Below are 15,540 nucleotides of genomic sequence, written 5' to 3' on the forward strand. Positions count from 1 at the left end.
GCGACCTAAGCTAGGTGGTAGAAGGTTTGCCCGAGATAGCGGAGAGACAATGCAATTCTTTTCTGATCCGGTTCTTGACGCGATCGCGCACCGCCGCTCGGTGTCTAAGGTCGGGCCACGGACCCCAACCGACGCCGAGATCCGCCATCTGCTGGCGGCCGTCACGCACGTGGCCGACCATAAGTCGTTGCGGCCGTGGCGCCTGATCATCCTGCGTGGAGATGATCGAATGAAGCTGGCCAACGCTCTCGATGCTGCCCAGGGCATCACCCGCCCCGAGGGTGAATACAACGTCAAGCCCTTCCGCGCCGAGCTGCTCATCGCCATCGTCGCCAGCCCTGTCGAACACGAAAGCGTGCCCACTTGGGAGCAACACGCCACGGCCGCCGGCGCGGGCCACCTCCTCGAGCTAGCCCTGTGGCAGGCGGGGTGGGGCACCATGTGGCGCACCGGCCTCTACGCCAATGCCCCGGAGGTTCGCCAGGCTCACGGCCTGTCCGAAGACGAGCTTCTGATGGGCTGGCTCTACGTTGGTGACGTGGACGAAAGCTTTCGCGCACGCCTCGAAGAATCAAAGCGCCCGCCGCTTGATCCCACCCAGTTCGTCAGCTCCATGCCCTAGGAGGTACTGTGTCCACCATCTTTCATATCGCCCTCCCGGAAGATCTTGCCGACGCCGAACGCGAAGGCACCTACGACATGTCTACCCGCGACGTGACGTTGGGGGAGCAGGGGTACATTCATGCCTCGGCCAATGCTGCCCAGGTGGAGATGGTTCGTCTCGCCATCTATGACGACCGCGACGACCTGGTCCTCCTCGAGCTCGACACCGACGAGCTGGCCGAGGTGGGACTGACCGTCGCCATGGAACCTGGGGACCCCGACGATCCGGATTCGGATCTCTTCCCGCACATCTACGGCGGGGTCATTCCGTTCAGGCTCCTGCACCGCATCGAGTGGCCCACACGCTGAGCCGGCGCCGGCTCATCAACGACGGCAAGATGCTACAAGGAGTGGCGATGATCGAGTTTGACCACGTCTCGAAGAGCTACCCGGGTGGGACGCACGCGGTAAGCGATGTGTCCTTCACGATAGCGAGCCATTCGACCACGGTCCTGGTGGGGCCCTGCGGATCGGGCAAGTCCACGGTCTTGGGCATGGTCAACCGGATGATCGCCCCCAGCGCTGGGCGCGTGCTGATCGACGGCGTCGACGTCGCCACCCTCAACCCGTTACTTTTTTGAGGAGCCCTAGTTCTGTTGTTTGTGCGGGATGATGGGTTTGTTGGCTGGACGATCCCGGCATGATTGTCTGCCCCTGTCTTTTGAATGATCCGGGGGGTGTTGTCACCGGGATCGGACAGACATGTTCGTGATTGCTGATCAGGGGCGTGGCACTGGAATAGGATGCCTGTCGTAACGTGGGTGTAAGGCGGATGTGTTTGCCCTAAGGCCAACGAAGTTAACCGTTTCTACCTCGAAGGCGAGAGCATCATGGAACCTGGAGATTTCAAGATCTGGCTGGGTATAGACGTGGGAAAGGCTGACCACTGGGCAACCGCTGTTAACGATTCCGGTGAGCTGGTTTACTCCCACTCTTTGCCTAACGATGAAAGCAAACTACGCGCGATTTATGACGATCTAGCAGCCCAAGGTCGTTTGCTAATAGTTGTCGATCAACCCGCGACAATTGGCGCTTTAGCTGTCGCAGTTGCACAATCGATGGCAATCGCTGTCGCATATCTACCAGGCCTGGCGATGCGGCGCATCGCAGACTTATACCCAGGCAATGCGAAAACTGACCAACGCGATGCGTTCATCATCGCCCACGCAGCTCGTACAACGCCTCACACGCTGCGAACTCTTCGCACTATCGACGAAGACGAAGCCGAGCTGGGGATGCTCACCGGGTTCGACGACGACCTCGCACGCCAGATCACCCAGACTCGTAACCGCATCCGCGGTTTGTTGACACAGATTCACCCAGGACTAGAACGCGTGATTGGACCACGCCTGGACCATCCAGCAATCCTAGCCATGCTACAAACCTGGCCTGTTCCTGCCGCATTGAAGAAAGCTGGCCACTCTCGCATTGGCGCCAAACTCAAGAAACACGGAGCCAGGCGCTGGCAAGCATGGGCCAATGAGATTATCGACGCTCTTGCCACACAGACAGTGACCGTGACAGGCACAAACGCGGCAGCCATTGTCATCCCACACCTAGCACACACCTTAGCCGGGCTCTACCACCAGCGTGATGATATCGAGACACAAATCGAGAAGCTGGTGACCGAACACCCTCTTTACCCGGTCCTCACCTCCATGCCAGGAATTGGGGTGAGGACCACCGCTGTGATCATCGCCGAGCTTGCAGGAAAAGAATTCGACTCCGCCGCCAATCTCGCCTCCTACGCAGGCCTAGTACCAAGAACACGTCAGTCTGGAACATCAATTAAATCCGAGAACGTATCCCACACAGGCAACAAACGCCTCAAACGAGCCCTATTCCTGTCCGCCTTCGCTTCCCTACGTGCCGATCCCATTTCACGACGCTATTACGACAAGAAACGCCTTAACGGAAAACGACACAACCAAGCCATCATCGCCCTAGCCCACCGACGCCTAACCGTCATCTACGCCATGTTACGAGACGGCACCTTCTACGAAACCCAGCCCCCTAAAAAAGCCGCCTAGACTTGACAGAAGACATAGGGGCACCCCCCGTTAAGCTGCGCCGCTCCATCGGATACGTCATGCAGGAGGGCGGTCTCCTCCCACATCGGACGGTCCTCGACAACATTTGTGTGGTCCCCCAGCTCAACGGCGCGTCGCAATCCGAGGCTCGGCGTCGTGCGCGGGAGTTGATGGAGCTCATGTGCCTGGGAGAGGAGCTGGCACGGCGCTAACCGGCGCAGCTCTCCGGCGGGCAACGCCAGCGCGTGGGGCGCGCGTTTTGGCGTCGGACCCGGCGATCCTCCTCATGGATGAGCCCTTCGCGGCGGTGGATCCGCTTGTGCGACGTGTTTTGCAAGACAGTCCTCTTCGTCGCCCACGACATCGACGAAGCCTTCACCCTCGCCGACGACGGAGCGCGGCTCGTCACCGACGGAACCTGACGCCTACTCGGTACGCTTCAATGACATGGGTGGTCATCAATCTGGGCTGGATCGTTGAGCTCACCCTCCGCTACCTCGTTTTGGTCAGCGTGGCGATTGTGGTGGCTCTGCTTGTCTCGGTGCCGGTCGGCTGGCTGGCGAACCGGTGGCGGCTCGGGCGCGAGGGGCTGATCGCGTTGGTCGGCGCTCTCTACGCCATTCCCTCCCTGCCCATGTTCACCGTCATCCCGATCATCACGGGTGCGCCGATCCGCTCCACGGCGACGGTCGTCGTCATCACGCTGGCGCTCGTGGCAGACCTAATCTTCGCCGGTGGTTTCGCCTACACGCAACGGCGCCGCGTGTCCGGGCCAAGGCGGGGTGAGTTGTGTGGGCGTCGTAGCGCTGATGGGTGCCGCTGATGCGGGCGGTGAACCTGCCGGGCAGACCTCGGGTGCGGCAGGCGAGCCGATCGTCGTTGGCTCGTCGAACTACTACTCGAACGAGATCATCGCCGAAATCTACGCACAATCCCTCGAAAATGCAGGTTTCACCGCCCAGCGTGAATTTAAGATCGGCGCTCGCGAGGTGTACCTCAAGGAAATCGAGAGCGGCAAGATCGATCTCTTCGCCGAATACACCGGCCCGCTTCTGCAATTTTGGAACCCCGATAACGAGGTGACCGGGCCGACGTCATCTATACCAAGCCCAAGGAATCCATGCCCGAGGGGCTGCAACTCCTCGACCAGGCGGAGGCGACCGACCAAGATTCCTACGTGGTCGCTCGCGCTTTCTCCGAGGAGAACGGCATTACCTCTCTGGCCGACTTGGCGGGGGTATGCGGGCAAACTTACCGACGCAGGCAACTCCGAATTCGAAAACCGGCCGAGCGGCCCAAGGGCTTGAAGAAGTTCTACGACGTCGAAGTCGGGTTCACCCCGATCCAAGACAAGGGTGGCCCGCTGACAATCAAGGCCCTCAAGGACGGCGAAATCCAGCTCGCCGACATCTTCTCGGCCAGCCCCGCGATCAAGGTGAATGACATCGTAGTACTTGGCGATCCCAAGGGCATGTTCCTGTCCTCGCACGTCGCGCCGCTGGCATCGGCGAGCCTAGATCCCGCCGCCGTGAAAGTGATCAATGCGGTCCAATCCAAGCTTACCGCCGCGAGCCTCGTGGCCCTCAACGTGAAGTCGTTCCAGGATCAACAGCCGGTAGCAACAATCGCCGCCGTCGCGCTATCGGCGTGGTTGGCGGGGCCAGCCCGCGGCGCAGAGCACCCCGCCGCACACAAAAACGGTGGCCGGGACATCCCAGCCACCGCTTTCACGATGTGTGAGCCGCGAGGCTCCCGCTTTAGTTCTGGCGAGCGAGCAGGTCGCGGATCTCCTCGAGGAGGATCGCCTCGTCAGTCTTGACCGGGGCTTCCTCGGTCGTTTGCGGCTTCTTGATGATCTTGTTCATCGGGACGACGATGAAGAAGTAGATCGCAGCGGCGACGATGAGGAAGTTGACGGCCTGGGTGATCACAGCGCCGGGCAGGATGGTGGCGCCGTTGAGGTGGATGGTCCAGATCTGGTCGAAGTTCGGCTTTCCAAAGATTGCACCGATGAGAGGCATGAGGAGCTTCTCGTTGAGGGCGGTGACGATGGCGGAGAAAGCGCCCGCGATAATGACGCCAACAGCGAGGTCAAGCACGTTGCCGCGTGAAATGAATTCCTTGAAACCCTTGAGCATGGGCTAGTCCTTTCAGATGTTTCTGCCAAGGGCCCACATGCAACAAAGGGCTACATGTCGGCACCTTTGCTTCATTAACTCGATTAATCGTAGTCAGTTCCAGAAAATAGGGAAGGCTTTCGTCCTATCTGTCAGTGATGTCACGCTAGTGTGGCTGCCCCTGCGGTTGGCGCTGGGTGCGTCAGGCGTGGACGGGATGGCGTACCCTTGAGGCATGATCTATCCCATTCATGTTTATGGTTCTCCCGTCCTGCACAAGGTCAGCGAGCCGGTCACCGTTTTCGACGATGAGCTCGCCCAGCTTGTTGAGGACATGTATGAAACGACCGTGGCGGCGCCCGGCGTCGGCCTGGCGGCCCCGCAGATTGGTCTGGACAAGGCGATGTTTGTGTGGGTGTACAACGACGAAGAGCATAAGGGTCCCGAGCGTGGCGTGGCGATCAACCCCACCTTGCTCATCGAGCCGATCGATACCATTGAGCCGGATAAGTATGAGGACGCCGAAGGTTGTCTGTCCTTCCCCGGCTATTCCTTCCCGATCCGCCGGTCCCAGCACGCGGTGCTGAAGGCTCAGGATGAGAAGGGGCAGTGGTACGAGCTTGAGGCCTACGGCTGGTTCGCCCGCATCCTCCAGCATGAGTATGACCACCTGCAGGGGCGCGTCTACGTCGACCGCCTCCAGGGCAAGCCTGCCAAGCGTGTTGCGCAGATTATGAAGGCTGAGAAGTGGAATGTGCCCGGGATCGAGTGGATGCCGGGTCCGGGCTCGCCTTACGAGCCGGAGGAGTAATTGGCCGCCGACCGGGTCCGGGTGCGAGGAGATTGGTGTTTCTCGTGGTCTTCTCACGGGTTCCGACGCCGTCGTCGCCGGTTTTTCTCACCTCACCCGGACCTGGCTCGGGTTGCGTCAGAGTGACTGCCGAGAGTCACGCGCTGCTCGTGCTTCGGTTGAGGAAAGCCGCAGCGCCGAGAGACAGGTGCCTCAGTCGTCGTCGAGAAGCTCCATGGGGTCGCCCTGGAAGCGGGCGGCTTCCCACACCTCTTTGGATGCTGTGAAGTTGATGTAGGAGATGATCAGCCCGGCCACGATGTCGAACCATGCGGTGCTGACGAGGAACGTGGCCAGGCCCGCCAGGATGATGAGGATGTTGGCGAGGGCGTCGTTGCGAGCGGCCAGCCACGCGCCGCGGACAAGACCGGAGGAGTCGGCGTCGTCGTCGCGGAACCTCATCAAGAGGACGGCACACACGACGTTGACGATCAGTGCACCCACGGCGGTGGTGGTCAGTGCGCCAGGCTCGGGGGCGACGGGGTTGACGATCTTCATCACTGCCGTCACGAGCGCTGCAACCGCTGGAATGAGGATGATGCCTGCCAGCACGCTGCCGGCCGTGCGTCGTGCGGCGAAGCTCCAGGTCAGGGCGAAAAAGACCAAGAGATTGATCGCAGTGTCCTCGAGGAAATCGACCGAATCGGCAAACAGTGAGACGGAGCCGAGGTCGATGGCCATCACGAATTCGACGACGAAGTACGCCGCATTTAAGAACGCCACGGTAAGGATTGTGCGCCGGATGGCCGGGAGCGAAGCCTTGTCCATGAGGCGGCTCCTACAGTGACGCGGCGAGCTGGCGGGCGCGCTCGACGGCGTCGGCCATGATCTCCTCGGCGCGATCGGGTTCGTGATCCATGCCTTCGGCGGTGAGAGTCGTGACCTTGCAGCCGAGGAAACCAAGGATGGTGTCGATGTACTGGCTGGCGGGATCCTGGGCATTGAAGTGGCCTCCGGAGGATTGCAGGTGGACCACGCGTTTGCCATGCGCGAGCCCCTCGGGCTGGCCAGTTTTGGAGTAACGGAAGGTCTTTCCCGCCACGACGACGGTGTCGATCCACGCCTTCAACCGCGTGGGGATGGAGAGGTTCCACAGGGGATTGGCGATGACGACGACGTCAGCGTCCAGGAAGTTCTGGGTATGGGTGTTGAACAGAGTGATCTTGTTCTGCTGGGATTCGGAGAGCTGGCTGAAGGCGGTGCCACCGCGTAGTGCGCGCCAGCCGGTGAGCAGGTCGACATCGATCTCTGGGACGGCGACGTCGTAAAGGCGAAGGTCTTGGATGTCGGCGTCGGGGTGGGAGTCGGTGAAGGCGTCGAGGAAAGCGTCCGCCAGTTGCATGGAGCGGGAGATGGTGGCGTCGAGGGGATGGGCGCGAACGACGAGGATGCGCATGGTGGTCCTTTCACTGAAACGGTCTGGAACGATTCTATCGGGGTCTTTCGTCTCGCTCGGCCAGATGTGGCGAGGCAGACGGGTGCGACAAGTCCTACGCTACGGCGAGGCGCTTGCTACACTGACAAAGCGTGACGTAACGGCCCTGCGACGGGCGCCGCCAACGTGGCTGACGCCAGTGCCGTGCCGACGGGTATGGGCGATGTGGCCGAGGAGCGAGAAGGGAACCACATGCAGCTGAGACTGCCCCAACTTGGGGATGAGAAAGAGGCCCTGAGGCTTGACGAGCTCGTGCGTCTAGACGGGATGGAGCTACTCACCGGCGGGCGCACTTTCCCGGAAATGGTCCAGTTGTGGGAGCGCGAAGCTCGCGGGGAAACAGAACCCGGGCGGGTACCCTGCGATTACCTGTTTGCTCTCATCAACGGCGAGATCATTGGCTATGTGTCAGTGCGTCATGAGCTCAATGCTTTCTTGCTCGACCGTGGCGGGCACATTGGCTACTGGGTTGCGCCCATCCACCGCCGCAAGGGCTACGCCTCGCAGATGCTAAGGTGCGGGCTAGACCGTCTCAAGGCGCTCGGCTTGGATCGTGCGCTCGTGACCTGCAATGATTCCAACATTGCCTCTGCTGCCACTATCGAGCGTGCCGGCGGCATCCTGGAGGACATCCGTCAACTGCCCGGTCACGAGCCAACTCGTCGCTATTGGATCGCGCTATAGCCTGCCTTGGCTTTGACTGTACCGTCGGTGACCGTTGCTGAATATCGGTCAAGCACACCCGAAGCCCTAGTACCTAGCTCTGCCTGAGGTGCGCGGGGTATTGTGTCGTCGTTGCGACGTGCAACGATTTCCCGACGAAAGGCCGCCATGTCCGCTGAGACCACGCATTCTCGCTACCCTGCCGAAACGGCTCGCTACCTTGCCCATTCCATGTACGCCAAGGCGACGAGCCCTGCGAGCAAGACGTTTGCGCTCGCGATTGCTGCAGGCTTCTTAATCGGTCTGGGCTTCGTGTTCTATGTCACTACCCAGATGGGGGCGGCAGGGGCTGGCTGGTACGGCCTGGCGAAGCTCGTTGCGGGCCTGTCCTTCTCGGTGGGCCTGATTCTCGTGGTCCTCACGGGAGCCGACCTCTTTACCTCGACGACGATGACGTTCATACCCCTTGTCCAGCGCCGCATCACGGTGGGGCAGTGGGCCAAGCACTGGTCGATCGTCTATGTGGGCAACCTCGTGGGTGCCCTCCTTCTCGCAGGCCTGATTGTCGCCTCGGGAACGTACGAGCAAGGCCACGGCGCCTGGGGGGCGGCTGCAATTTCGACGGCGATGGCGAAGGTCTCCCACACGTGGACGCAGGCGTTTTTCCTTGGCGTCCTGTGCAATGTGCTTGTGTGCCTGGCGATTTGGCTCGCCTACACGGGTGCGACGACGGCGGACAAGATCCTCGCCATCATCAGCCCGGTTGCATTGTTTGTGGCGACAGGCTTCGAGCACTCGGTGGCTAACATGTTCCTCATCCCCATGTCCATCATCACCAGCCGCGTCGGCGGAGCAGAATTCTGGGGTTCGCAGGGCGTAGCAGCAGCCGGCCTATCGGCGTCGACGGCCGAGCAGACCCTGACCGTGCCGTCCTTTCTCCTGGACAACCTCATCCCGGTGACCTTGGGCAATATCGTTGGCGGTGGCCTGCTCATCGGCTTGTTCCTGTGGTGGACTCACGTGCGTATTGATGAGCGCGCCGCAGAAAAGGCAGCCGCCTAGCGCGGTCCTCGCTCGCTATCGTTCCTGCGCTAGGCGCGCGATGCGCCGGGCCCAGAGCCGCATATGGGGGTGGGCGAGTGCGTCGAGGTTGTCGTTGTCAATCACCCAATCCTCCGTCATGCGGCCGATGGCAGCGAGGCCGGGAATTGGCACCTCTTGCGCGTCGAGGACGCTACCGGCGGCGTCGACGCGCACGCCGGCCCGATCGACGTTCTTCCCGGACCACACGCTGAGGTAATCCTCGATCTGCGCTAGTGCCGGGTAGGCGCCGGGCCAGAAGCCGGCAGGCGGCAGAACGCAGTCCACGAAGACGTCCACCCGCTCGGGCAGCTCCAAGGCGTCGATCCCGGCGTCGAGATGGCGGGTGTCGATCAGACCAGTCTCGACGAGGGTGAGAATCTTCTGTGAATTGATCAGCGGCGGACCGTAGCTGGACTTCTTCACGAGCCCGTAGGCGCGCTTGAACTCCTTCCACTGCTTGGCAGGGAAGATCTCGCCCTCGACCCTCCGGCCGATCTCGGCCATGACCTCCTGCCACGTCTCGCTCATGACGATTCGCGCGGGTATCTCGCCTTCGCCGCGGGCGGCGTCGACCGCCTCAGCGAGACGCTCCCGAGCGCGACCCGGACCGGGCTGGGGACCGGCCATAACGGCGTCGTAAGCCTGTTCGGGGTCGGAAAATCCACGGGCGCGCAGGACGTCCACCGTGAGCTCGCGCAAGGCGTCCATCAGCTCGCCAAGGTCGAGTGAGCGCATGATGGCCGCCCGAGCCGCCTCCCAGCGCCGGGCGGGGATGTCGTTCAGGACGACGTCGAGCGGCGGTTTGGCGTCCGGGAAGGCGCCATCGCGATTCGTTGCGAGGATCTCGGGCTCGCGGCCGCTGGGCGTATATCGGCGCCCGTCCGGGCTGAATTGGCCACCGCGGCCCTCCGTGAGCGCCAGGGCGACGTCGACGAAGGTCAGGCCTGCCCCACGCGTGGCTACGCGTGAGCCGGGGGCGATATCGTCGAGGTTCGACACGGGATACGGGTCGGTGACGAGGCAGTCGGCGATGTGGGTGATGTCTTGGGCCGTCAGCGGTGTGCGGGCGTGGTCCGCGTGGCCCATCGTCAGCAGTAGTTCTGGTACGTTCACGACGCCGTCGGGGCAGGTCACCGCCCAGGCGCCCGGCTCTCCGCCGACGGCGAGCGCCTTGCGGTGCTCGACGAGGTCGATGTTGGCGGGTAAGGCGTTGATGACGACGTCGGCTGCGTAACTGAAATATCGGCCCACCTTGCGTCGTGGCGGAAAGTCCTCGCCGGGCTCATCCGACCACTCGTCAAAGCTCATCCCGACGATGGGGTGAGGCGCGCGATGGCCATGCTGGGCGCGCTCGCCCGTGAAGCCGTCCGCGGCCTGCTGGCGATCCACCGCGAATGTGTCGACGATCTTGGAGTGCGCGTTCAGGCGCGAGAACCCCGGCTGGTCCGGATAAAAGGGTGTGCCCTGGCCGATGACGCGCGCTCCGGCGTCGTCGAGCGCCCCGAACAGATGCACGCGCAGCGGGGTGGTCACCTCGGCGGCCACCGCGTGCAATGCGCTCAGACCGCGCGGACCGGCGCCAATGATTGCGATCTCCATGATCCCTCCTGCGGACAACAGTAGTCCCCGGAGCCGTGAAGCGCCGAGGACCGAGCCGATGAAGGTTAGCTGAGAACCTTGATCTGGTAAGGGTAGTGGTAAAGCCGGTTGTCGGAAGCCGCCATCGTGGCCTTGATGTGGTGCCACAGCGTCAGGACGAAGCTCAGGAACACCATGGGCAGGCCGATCGGGGCCAGGATGAGCGTGATCGTGAGGATCCATCCCGCCAGCGACAGCGCCCACATGCCAAGGTTGAAGTTGAACGATTGTGCGGCCGCTCGGCGAACGTAGGGGTTGTCCTTCTTCAAGAACCACACGAGGAAGGGGCCAACGAAGGAAATCCATCCCGCAGAGACGACCCAGGCGATGACGGCCGATAGGTGCGCAAGCATCGCCCACGTGCGATCATCTTCGCTGTGGGGCCGGGGCTCGTGGGTGAGGTACGAGTTTCCAAAAGAATCGTAGTGGGTCATGCGTTTAGTATCCCCCTCTCGTGGGACCATAGTAAAGGGGAGTGCGCCCCATCTTCGTGGGACGTGTTCTCATCGGCTGGGTTCGGGGCGATAGGGTTACGTTATGAGCTTTTCTCACGATGAACGACGCCGTCTCGCTGACCTCCTCCTTGCCAAGGGGCCCGATGCTCCCACGCTGTGCGAAGGATGGTTGACCCGTGACCTAGCGGCCCATCTGTGGATTCGAGAAAATCGTCCCGACGCCGCGGCCGGCATGTTCGTCTCCTCCGTTGAGGGGCATCTGAGAGCGACGATGGCGCAGGTGAAGGAGCGGCCCTATGGCGAACTTGTTCACGACTGGGCCGAGGGTCCGGGCAAGTTCAGTCCAGTGCGCCTCATCGACCGCTGGCTGAACCTGGCCGAGCATTTCGTTCACCATGAGGATGTTCGCCGTGGACAGTGGATGGTTGACGGAACGTTGCCCCAGGCGCGCTCGCTGAGCGAGGAAGAGAACGCGACGCTGGCCAAGGCTGTGGTGGCCATCTCCAAGATGCTTCTGCGCCACAGCGAGCACCCCGTGCAGATCCGCATTCCTGGACGCGTCACGTTTGACCTGCACCCCAAGTCCGCTGACCGCGGTTCGGCCGTCACGGTCATGGGTGAACCCGGCGAGGTATTGCTGTGGCTCTTCGGGCGCGACGCCGTCCACGTCACCATGTCGCCCGAGGGCGCGCCGGATCCGCGCAAGGTTCATCCCTAGGCTCGTTTGCGCGCCGGGCCGTCGTCAGACTCGTGGCCTCTCGGGCACGCGCTAGGGCTTGACGACGGTTATGGCCCATTGGGCGGGGCCCGTCTTCATGAAGTCTTTCGTGCCGTAGCCGTTTTCGGCCGCCCAGCGGGGGATCGCCTCGGTGGCCTGGGTGCAGTCGAAATGGATGACGAGTTCGTCGCCCGCCTCAAGGTCGTGCATGACAGCTTTGGCTTCCTGCACGGGGAAGGGGCAAACGAGTCCGTTGGTGGTGAGAATGTGCTGGGCCATGTTTCCTCCTTAGGACTTGACCAGTTGCGTGCGATTGGTGATGAAGATCTTTGCGGCGAGCCCGGCGCCTGCCAGCATGGCGAGCAGGGCTGTCCATCCTTGCCAGGAGAACATGGAGGTTTCCACGAGCCCGTTGCCGATCGTGCAGCCTCCGGCCCACGTGGCACCCCAGCCCATGAGCGCTCCGCCGAGGAGGGATTTCACGATGATGTCCGCGCTCGGGACGCGCACTTTGAACTCGCCGGATGCCCTTGCCGCGAGGAATGATCCCGCGATGATGCCAACAACGAGGAGGGCGCCCCAGTCGATGGACTGCTCGCCGGTGGTGAAGTATGTGGTGAGGTTCGTGACCGGGACGGTGATACCTAGGCCCCATTGGCGTCCGCTCGCCCAGCTCAGCGGCCAGGCGGCGACGGCGATGATGCCCACAAGGATTCCGACGGCGTAGGGATTCCAGGCCTTCTCGAAGAGGAGGTGCGCCAGGCCGGTCTTCTCGGGCGGGAGCGAGGCCAGTGGCAACCGCGGGCGGGTGAGATTCAGATACGCCCACGTGGCGGTCCCGGCGGCTAGGACGGCGACGAGGACCCACGACGAAACGCCAAGGCTTGCGTAGATCGTGGGAGTCTCGGTGGCTCCCCAGGTGCGGACGGCGGCGGTGGCCTGCCCGAGCGGTCCGCGCGTGAAGATCGTGGCGAAGAGCGCGTAGAAGATGAGGGCGAGCCAGGAACCGACCAGACCTTCGCCGGCACGATAGAGCGTGCCCGTGGCGCATCCGCCGGCCATCACCATTCCCACGCCGAAGACCAGCCCACCGACGACGGTGGCAAACGGCGCGAACGGGCTCGCGACCGTGCTGATCGGCAGGAGTCCGCTCGTCTCCAGGGCTGCCAGGCCGAGAGCTTGGACGGTGATGGCGACGAAGAGTGCGCCGAGCCACCAGGTGTTCTTCGCGATCCACACCTCACGCAGGGCACCGGTTATACAGAAGCGCCCACGCTGGAGGACGAATCCGAATACGGCGCCGAGGAAGAAACCTGTGAATATCATTCTGTAGATCATAAAAGTAACAATGGAGCTATTAAAAAATAGTTCTCGTCTGCGGGTGGGCTTCCGCGGGAGCATCGCCAGCGCAAGGCCTTGATATGTCAGCAATCCTGGCGCGTCGATGGCCGATTTTGTTTTCTTCGTTACGCTGGCGTCCCTTCCCGCGGGTAGCAAAAAGCCCCGACGTCGTGAATGACGCCGGGGCAGCGGCCTCACCGATTACTTGCGCAGGCCGTCAATGATGCGGTTGAGAGTGGGCGACGGGCGCATCGCCGCGTCGACCTGATCCTTCTTGGGGCGGTAGTATCCCTCGATACCCGAGTGTTTACCCTGCGATGCGAGCAGCTCTTCCTCGATCTTCGTCGCGTTGTCTGCCAAGTCCTTGGCCACCGGCGCGAAGGTGGCCGCCAGCTCGGCGTCGTCGGCCTGCCTGGCCAGCTCGTCGGCCCAGTAGATGGCGAGCCAGGCGTGCGAGGAACGAGTGTCGGGCATGCCGGTCTTGTACTGCGGGGAACGCCCCTCGTTCAGCAGGGTTTCGGTGGCTCGGTCGAGGGCAGCCGCGACGACGTCGGCGCGTCGGTTGCCACAGAAGCGGGCAAGCTGGCGCAACGACTCGGCTAGCGCGAGGAACTCGCCCAACGAGTCCCAGCGCAAATGCATCTCGTTGATGAGCTGTTCGACGTGCTTGGGGGCCGAGCCGCCGGCGCCCGTCTCGAACAATCCGCCCCCGGCCATGAGCGGCACCACGGACAGCATCTTCGCCGACGTGCCCAGCTCCATGATGGGGAACAGGTCGGTCAGGTAGTCGCGCAAGACGTTGCCCGTCACGGAAATCGTGTCCTCCCCACGGCGCAGGCGATCGACGGTGAACGCGGTGGCCTCGGTGGGGGACAACACCCGGATGTCGAGCCCGTCGGTGTCCTCATCCTCGAGGTAGGCGGCAACCTTGGCCGCAATTGCGCGGTCGTGAGCGCGCTCTGGATCGAGCCAGAACACGGCCGGCATCCCCGAGATGCGGGCCCTGCGGACGGCCAACGAGACCCAGTCGCGGATGGGGGCGTCCTTCGTCTGGCACGAACGGTAGATGTCGCCGGGGGCGACGTCGACGGACATGAGCACCTGGCCATCCTTGCGCACCTCGACGCGGCCATCGTCGGCGATCTCGAAGGTCTTGTCGTGCGAGCCGTACTCCTCGGCCTTTTGAGCCATCAGCCCCACGTTAGGAACTGTGCCCATCGTGGCCGGATCGTAGGCTCCGTTTTTCTGGCAATCCTCGATGACCGTCTGATAGACGTCGGCGTAGGACGAATCGGGGATGACGGCGAGCGTGTCCGCGGGCTTCCCGTCCGGGCCCCAGACCTGGCCGCCGTTGCGGATCATGGCCGGCATCGAGGCGTCGACGATGACGTCCGAGGGCACATGCAAGTTAGTGATGCCGCGGTCCGAATTCACCATCGACAGGCCGGGACCCTGTGCGAGCTCGCGTTCGAAGGACGCGCGGATGTCCACGCCGTTGTCCAGGGCGTCGAGACCGGCGAGGACAGCGCCCAGGCCGTCGTTGGCGGACAGGCCCGCGCGGCGAAGATCCTCGGCAAAGGTAGCGAACGTGTCGGGGAAGAACGCCCTGACGGCGTGACCGAAGATGATCGGATCGGAGACCTTCATCATGGTGGCCTTCAGGTGTAGGGAATAGAGGAGGCCTTCGTCCTTGGCGGCCGCCACCTGCGCGGACAGGAAGGAGTCGAGGGCCTCGGCTTCCATCTTCGTGGCGTCAAAGACGTCGCCGGCCGTGACCGGAACCGTCTTCAACGTCCTTTCCCGGTCCTTGCCCACGAAGACGATGTCCACGACGCCGTCGTCGGCAATCACGCTCGCCTGCTCGTTGGAACGGAAATCGCGTGAGCCCATGGTTGCCACGCGGGTGGAAGAGTTGGCTGACCACGCCTTCATGGAATGCGGATGGGCCTTGGCGAAGTTCTTCACCGCCGCAGGCGCACGACGGTCCGAGTTGCCCTCGCGAAGGACGGGGTTGACGGCCGAGCCCTTGACGGCGTCGTAGCGGGCGCGGATCTCGCGCTCCTCATCGGTGGAGGGGCTCTCCGGGTAGTCGGGAAGCGAGTAGCCGGCCTCCTGAAGCTCCTTGATAGCGGCCTTGAGCTGGGGAATAGACGCCGAGATGTTGGGAAGCTTGATGATGTTCGCTTCAGGAGTGGTTGCCAGTGCGCCGAGTTCGGCGAGCGCATCGACCTGTCGCTGGTCGCTGGGAAGGAAGTCGGATAGGGAGGCGATGATGCGGCCGGCCAGCGAGATATCGCGAAGCTCTACCTCGATTCCCGCCTGGGAGGTAAAACCTTCCACGATGGGTAGCAGTGAGGCGGTGGCAAGCATCGGCGCTTCGTCGGTGTAGGTGTAGATGATCCGGGCCATGGATTCTCCTCTGGGACGATAGATTCTCTTGACTTCAAGATTATATGAAAATGTGTTGCCATGTGAGGCATAACGCAATCTCTTGACCTGTTTGTGGCTCTCGGTGTGATATTGCCCTACAACGGCGAATTTTCTGGG

Annotated in this window: 18 protein-coding genes and 2 pseudogenes; 12 read left to right on the top strand and 8 right to left on the bottom strand. The window is 62.6% G+C overall.

Annotated elements, in window-relative coordinates; genetic code table 11:
- The first annotated feature begins 49 nt into the window (after positions 1 to 49).
- From HLG82_RS01535 to HLG82_RS10405, 8 genes and pseudogenes are all read left to right on the top strand, one after another.
- Positions 50 to 622 carry a nitroreductase family protein gene (locus HLG82_RS01535; protein ID WP_193326994.1) on the top strand — a complete coding sequence of 191 codons (573 nt, stop codon included), beginning with the start codon at positions 50 to 52 and terminating at the stop codon, positions 620 to 622.
- Between the two features lie 8 nt (positions 623 to 630).
- The gene (locus HLG82_RS01540; RefSeq protein ID WP_193326995.1) at positions 631 to 972 is read left to right on the top strand and encodes a DUF952 domain-containing protein; all 342 of its coding nucleotides are present in this window, start codon (positions 631 to 633) and stop codon (positions 970 to 972) included.
- Positions 973 to 1,019: 47 nt separating this feature from the next.
- A complete protein-coding gene (locus HLG82_RS01545; protein ID WP_193326996.1) occupies positions 1,020 to 1,244 on the top strand; it encodes an ATP-binding cassette domain-containing protein in 225 nt (74 codons plus the stop codon).
- A gap of 249 nt (positions 1,245 to 1,493) precedes the next feature.
- Positions 1,494 to 2,693 (top strand): IS110 family RNA-guided transposase, encoded by a 1,200-nt coding sequence (locus HLG82_RS01550; protein ID WP_193326143.1) that lies wholly within the window; start codon positions 1,494 to 1,496, stop codon positions 2,691 to 2,693.
- Positions 2,694 to 2,713: 20 nt separating this feature from the next.
- A pseudogene (locus HLG82_RS10455) lies at positions 2,714 to 3,109 on the top strand (ATP-binding cassette domain-containing protein); the annotation flags it as partial.
- Positions 3,110 to 3,144: 35 nt separating this feature from the next.
- Positions 3,145 to 3,516, top strand: a complete 372-nt coding sequence (locus HLG82_RS01560; RefSeq protein WP_193326997.1) for a hypothetical protein — start codon at positions 3,145 to 3,147, stop codon at positions 3,514 to 3,516.
- A pseudogene (locus tag HLG82_RS10560) lies at positions 3,503 to 3,700 on the top strand (glycine betaine ABC transporter substrate-binding protein); the annotation flags it as partial. The gene HLG82_RS01560 and the pseudogene HLG82_RS10560, both read left to right, overlap by 14 nt.
- A 113-nt stretch (positions 3,701 to 3,813) precedes the next feature.
- Entirely contained in the window at positions 3,814 to 4,512 is a 699-nt protein-coding gene (locus tag HLG82_RS10405) for a glycine betaine ABC transporter substrate-binding protein (protein WP_255313918.1), read from the top strand.
- Here HLG82_RS10405 and mscL read toward each other — a convergent pair.
- Complete coding sequence (gene mscL / locus HLG82_RS01570) at positions 4,451 to 4,831, bottom strand: large conductance mechanosensitive channel protein MscL (RefSeq protein ID WP_193326998.1); 381 nt, start codon at positions 4,829 to 4,831, stop codon at positions 4,451 to 4,453. The two genes, HLG82_RS10405 and mscL, sit on opposite strands and share 62 nt — an antisense overlap.
- A gap of 214 nt (positions 4,832 to 5,045) precedes the next feature.
- Here mscL and def point away from each other — a divergent pair, with 214 nt between their 5' ends.
- Complete coding sequence (gene def, locus HLG82_RS01575; RefSeq protein WP_193326999.1) at positions 5,046 to 5,621, top strand: peptide deformylase; 576 nt, start codon at positions 5,046 to 5,048, stop codon at positions 5,619 to 5,621.
- Between the two features lie 192 nt (positions 5,622 to 5,813).
- Here the strand turns inward: def and HLG82_RS01580 are convergent, their stop codons facing one another.
- Positions 5,814 to 6,428 (bottom strand): cation efflux transmembrane domain-containing protein, encoded by a 615-nt coding sequence (locus HLG82_RS01580; RefSeq protein ID WP_193327000.1) that lies wholly within the window; start codon positions 6,426 to 6,428, stop codon positions 5,814 to 5,816.
- 10 nt (positions 6,429 to 6,438) lie between these two features.
- Positions 6,439 to 7,056: an FMN-dependent NADH-azoreductase gene (locus tag HLG82_RS01585; protein WP_193327001.1), complete on the bottom strand. Its 618-nt coding sequence runs from the start codon at positions 7,054 to 7,056 to the stop codon at positions 6,439 to 6,441.
- 231 nt (positions 7,057 to 7,287) lie between these two features.
- Between HLG82_RS01585 and HLG82_RS01590 the strand changes: the two genes are divergently transcribed.
- Both HLG82_RS01590 and focA read left to right on the top strand, forming a co-directional pair.
- On the top strand, positions 7,288 to 7,779 hold the full coding sequence (locus HLG82_RS01590; protein ID WP_193327002.1) for a GNAT family N-acetyltransferase: 492 nt from the start codon (positions 7,288 to 7,290) through the stop codon (positions 7,777 to 7,779).
- Between the two features lie 147 nt (positions 7,780 to 7,926).
- Positions 7,927 to 8,820, top strand: coding sequence for a formate transporter FocA (focA, locus tag HLG82_RS01595; RefSeq protein WP_193327003.1), 894 nt, complete (start codon positions 7,927 to 7,929; stop codon positions 8,818 to 8,820).
- Between the two features lie 15 nt (positions 8,821 to 8,835).
- Here the strand turns inward: focA and HLG82_RS01600 are convergent, their stop codons facing one another.
- Together HLG82_RS01600 and HLG82_RS01605 are read right to left on the bottom strand one after the other, a co-directional pair.
- Positions 8,836 to 10,440, bottom strand: a complete 1,605-nt coding sequence (locus HLG82_RS01600) for an FAD/NAD(P)-binding protein (protein ID WP_193327004.1) — start codon at positions 10,438 to 10,440, stop codon at positions 8,836 to 8,838.
- 65 nt (positions 10,441 to 10,505) lie between these two features.
- Positions 10,506 to 10,913: a DUF4870 domain-containing protein gene (locus tag HLG82_RS01605; protein WP_193327005.1), complete on the bottom strand. Its 408-nt coding sequence runs from the start codon at positions 10,911 to 10,913 to the stop codon at positions 10,506 to 10,508.
- A 103-nt stretch (positions 10,914 to 11,016) separates the two neighbouring features.
- On the opposite strand from HLG82_RS01605, the gene HLG82_RS01610 reads away from it, so the two are divergent.
- Positions 11,017 to 11,652, top strand: a complete 636-nt coding sequence (locus tag HLG82_RS01610; RefSeq protein WP_193327006.1) for a TIGR03085 family metal-binding protein — start codon at positions 11,017 to 11,019, stop codon at positions 11,650 to 11,652.
- A gap of 51 nt (positions 11,653 to 11,703) precedes the next feature.
- On the opposite strand, the gene HLG82_RS01615 is transcribed toward HLG82_RS01610, so the two are convergent.
- The 3 genes from HLG82_RS01615 to HLG82_RS01625 form a co-directional block, all read right to left on the bottom strand.
- On the bottom strand, positions 11,704 to 11,931 hold the full coding sequence (locus HLG82_RS01615) for a sulfurtransferase TusA family protein (RefSeq protein ID WP_193327007.1): 228 nt from the start codon (positions 11,929 to 11,931) through the stop codon (positions 11,704 to 11,706).
- A gap of 9 nt (positions 11,932 to 11,940) precedes the next feature.
- The gene (locus HLG82_RS01620; protein WP_193327008.1) at positions 11,941 to 12,978 is read right to left on the bottom strand and encodes a YeeE/YedE family protein; all 1,038 of its coding nucleotides are present in this window, start codon (positions 12,976 to 12,978) and stop codon (positions 11,941 to 11,943) included.
- A gap of 216 nt (positions 12,979 to 13,194) precedes the next feature.
- On the bottom strand, positions 13,195 to 15,402 hold the full coding sequence (locus HLG82_RS01625) for an NADP-dependent isocitrate dehydrogenase (RefSeq protein ID WP_193327009.1): 2,208 nt from the start codon (positions 15,400 to 15,402) through the stop codon (positions 13,195 to 13,197).
- Between the last annotated feature and the right edge of the window lie 138 nt (positions 15,403 to 15,540).

The organism is Trueperella pecoris, assembly GCF_014926385.1.
GTDB lineage: Bacteria > Actinomycetota > Actinomycetes > Actinomycetales > Actinomycetaceae > Trueperella > Trueperella pecoris.

Bases quoted from the DNA above. Each gene is read 5' to 3' on its own strand.
- HLG82_RS01590 (WP_193327002.1), top strand. From the start codon at position 7,288: ATGCAGCTGAGACTGCCCCAACTTGGGGATGAGAAAGAGGCCCTGAGG.
- HLG82_RS01625 (WP_193327009.1), bottom strand. From the start codon at position 15,402: ATGGCCCGGATCATCTACACCTACACCGACGAAGCGCCGATGCTTGCC.
- HLG82_RS01610 (WP_193327006.1), top strand. From the start codon at position 11,017: ATGAGCTTTTCTCACGATGAACGACGCCGTCTCGCTGACCTCCTCCTT.
- def (WP_193326999.1), top strand. From the start codon at position 5,046: ATGATCTATCCCATTCATGTTTATGGTTCTCCCGTCCTGCACAAGGTC.
- mscL (WP_193326998.1), bottom strand. From the start codon at position 4,831: ATGCTCAAGGGTTTCAAGGAATTCATTTCACGCGGCAACGTGCTTGAC.
- focA (WP_193327003.1), top strand. From the start codon at position 7,927: ATGTCCGCTGAGACCACGCATTCTCGCTACCCTGCCGAAACGGCTCGC.
- HLG82_RS01545 (WP_193326996.1), top strand. From the start codon at position 1,020: ATGATCGAGTTTGACCACGTCTCGAAGAGCTACCCGGGTGGGACGCAC.
- HLG82_RS01580 (WP_193327000.1), bottom strand. From the start codon at position 6,428: ATGGACAAGGCTTCGCTCCCGGCCATCCGGCGCACAATCCTTACCGTG.
- HLG82_RS10405 (WP_255313918.1), top strand. From the start codon at position 3,814: ATGCCCGAGGGGCTGCAACTCCTCGACCAGGCGGAGGCGACCGACCAA.
- HLG82_RS01535 (WP_193326994.1), top strand. From the start codon at position 50: ATGCAATTCTTTTCTGATCCGGTTCTTGACGCGATCGCGCACCGCCGC.
- HLG82_RS01615 (WP_193327007.1), bottom strand. From the start codon at position 11,931: ATGGCCCAGCACATTCTCACCACCAACGGACTCGTTTGCCCCTTCCCC.
- HLG82_RS01550 (WP_193326143.1), top strand. From the start codon at position 1,494: ATGGAACCTGGAGATTTCAAGATCTGGCTGGGTATAGACGTGGGAAAG.
- HLG82_RS01605 (WP_193327005.1), bottom strand. From the start codon at position 10,913: ATGACCCACTACGATTCTTTTGGAAACTCGTACCTCACCCACGAGCCC.
- HLG82_RS01585 (WP_193327001.1), bottom strand. From the start codon at position 7,056: ATGCGCATCCTCGTCGTTCGCGCCCATCCCCTCGACGCCACCATCTCC.
- HLG82_RS01600 (WP_193327004.1), bottom strand. From the start codon at position 10,440: ATGGAGATCGCAATCATTGGCGCCGGTCCGCGCGGTCTGAGCGCATTG.
- HLG82_RS01620 (WP_193327008.1), bottom strand. From the start codon at position 12,978: ATGATATTCACAGGTTTCTTCCTCGGCGCCGTATTCGGATTCGTCCTC.